Raw genomic sequence first — 2276 nt, 5'->3', positions numbered from 1 at the left:
CAGGGAGTGTTACTATTGGTGTGGGTGATGCTACTTGTGAAGAAGAATACTATGAATTTCAGGCAGGTGATCTGGTTATTTTGCCCAGAGGTCTTGCTCATGTTGATGCGGGAGGTTATTCTGCTTTGTATTTCCATACGAAACAAAGTGTATTTGGGAAGACGCCTGGAGACAGTTTATATCCGCATATTGCATATGTTTATACAAGACCACATAGACCAACTAAGGAAGAGGAAGAAGCTTTAAATGATCCTGGAACGTTTATAAAGATGAATTCACGGGAAACATATAATGTTTATTGCCCCAATCCGATAGAACGCATAGAGAAGAATCCAACAGATATGACGCATTTGAGACCGGATTTATTCCCTGAAATGGATACTTGATTAAAAGTGTCTGTAGTTTATTTATAAACTTCAGACACTTTTTACTATGTGCGCCCAGCGGCGCACGTTTCGTTTGCGCGCCATGGGCGCGCTCTCGCAGGTGAAAGTCCTGAACATGCCCAGGTAGTGGGAAATGTATAGCTGAACAGCAAGGGTGTCCATCGTGAGGTGGAATCTGAAGGAAGCTGTAGGCAAATCCTTGGTCCGACGGACAGAAATCGCATATGAGGCTAGGCTTCGAGAGATAAGCTGGCGAAAGACAGTAAAGTCTAATAACTACCACATTTGTAGAAGCAGAGTAAATGCGGCGGATTTATGAGGAGAAAGAGCGTGCACCTTAAGCGTGGAGGTCTCACAGAGGTTTCATTTGCCTAGTAACAACGAACTGTGAGAAGTCAGCAGAACCCATAGTAGTGAAGAAGTTTCTGTAATGGAAATGGAGCGAAGGGGCGAACAATCAATAAGTTTGAGTATATCTCGTATTGCAGAAATGGCAACATCTGCCGTAACCAATCGGGTAAAAGGTGGTCAAATCAAGCGAGACGGAAAGGAAAGAACGCATGAACACAAGTAGTCTAATGGAGCAGATACTTTCTAGCGATAACCTCAACAGAGCATATCTGCAAGTCGTACGAAATAAAGGTGCAGAGGGTGTGGACGGAATGAAATACACAGAACTTAAAGAACACCTTGTAAAGAACGGCGAAATCATCAAGGAACAGTTGAGGACAAGAAAGTATAAGCCTCAGCCAGTACGAAGAGTGGAGATACCAAAGCCTGATGGCGGTGTCAGAAACCTAGGAGTACCAACAGTAACAGACAGATTTGTACAACAGGCCATTGCACAGGTACTTACACCAATCTACGAGGAACAATTCCATGCCCACAGTTATGGATTTAGACCAAATAGATGTGCACAGCAAGCAATCCTAACAGCGTTAGACATGATGAATGATGGTAATGATTGGATTGTAGACATTGACTTGGAAAAGTTCTTTGACACAGTGAATCATGACAAACTTATGACCATTATCGGTAGAACTATCAAAGATGGAGACGTCATCTCTATCGTTAGAAAATATCTTGTCAGTGGAATCATGATTGACGATGAGTATGAGGATTCTATAGTGGGAACACCACAAGGTGGAAACCTTTCGCCTCTTCTGGCGAATATTATGCTGAATGAACTAGATATGGAAATGGAGACCAGAGGGCTAAACTTTGTACGTTACGCAGACGACTGTATCATTATGGTCAGAAGTGAAATGTCTGCCAATCGAGTTATGAGGAATATCTCACGATTTATTGAAGAGAAACTAGGACTTAAGGTCAACATGACTAAAAGCAAAGTAGACAGACCAGATGGACTTAAATATCTTGGTTTTGGATTCTTTTTCAACACGCAAGCACAACAATACAAGGCAAGACCACATGCAAAATCAATAGCTAAGCTCAAAACGAAAATGAAATGGCTCACGAGAAGAAACTGGAGTGTCAGCAATCGCTATAAGATTGAAAAGCTTAACCAGCTAACCCGTGGATGGATCAATTATTTCGGAATCGGTTATATGAAGTGGTTATGCAAAGATATGGATGCGCTAATTCGTAGAAGATTGCGTATGTGTATCTGGGTGCATTGGAAAACCCCACAAAATCGTGCGCAAAACCTAATGAAGTTAGGAATGTATAGTAAGAAGGCTTATGCAATAGCATACAGTGGTGCACGGGTAGCTCGATTAAGTGAAGGTGCGCTAAACTATGTAATTACCAATAAGAGACTAGCCTCATTTGGCTTGGTCTCAATGTATGACTACTATACCGAGAGGTTTGTTAAATGTTAAGTTGATTGAACCGCCGTGTACCGAACGGTACGCACGGTGGTGTGAGAGG

At 42.2% G+C, this 2276-nt stretch carries 3 protein-coding genes; all 3 read left to right on the top strand.

Features of this window, described 5'->3' with window-relative positions:
- On the top strand, positions 1–386 hold a 386-nt coding region (locus Q7P05_RS05595; RefSeq protein WP_303930977.1), incomplete at its 5' end, for a hypothetical protein.
- A 436-nt stretch (positions 387–822) separates the two neighbouring features.
- Complete coding sequence (locus Q7P05_RS05590; RefSeq protein ID WP_303930976.1) at positions 823–960, top strand: hypothetical protein; 138 nt, start codon at positions 823–825, stop codon at positions 958–960.
- A gap of 4 nt (positions 961–964) precedes the next feature.
- Positions 965–2227, top strand: coding sequence for a group II intron reverse transcriptase/maturase (ltrA, locus tag Q7P05_RS05585; RefSeq protein ID WP_303930974.1), 1263 nt, complete (start codon positions 965–967; stop codon positions 2225–2227).
- Positions 2228–2276 lie beyond the last annotated feature (49 nt).

Source organism: Veillonella dispar (genome assembly GCF_937975875.1).
Taxonomy (GTDB): Bacteria; Bacillota; Negativicutes; order Veillonellales; family Veillonellaceae; genus Veillonella; species Veillonella dispar_B.
Note: the sequence above shows the minus strand (reverse complement) of the source record. Positions and strands in the feature narration are given on the sequence as shown.

Excerpts from the sequence above, each read along its gene's own strand:
- Q7P05_RS05590 (WP_303930976.1), top strand. The coding sequence starts at position 823 with ATGGAGCGAAGGGGCGAACAATCAATAAGTTTGAGTATATCTCGTATT.
- ltrA (WP_303930974.1), top strand. The coding sequence starts at position 965 with ATGGAGCAGATACTTTCTAGCGATAACCTCAACAGAGCATATCTGCAA.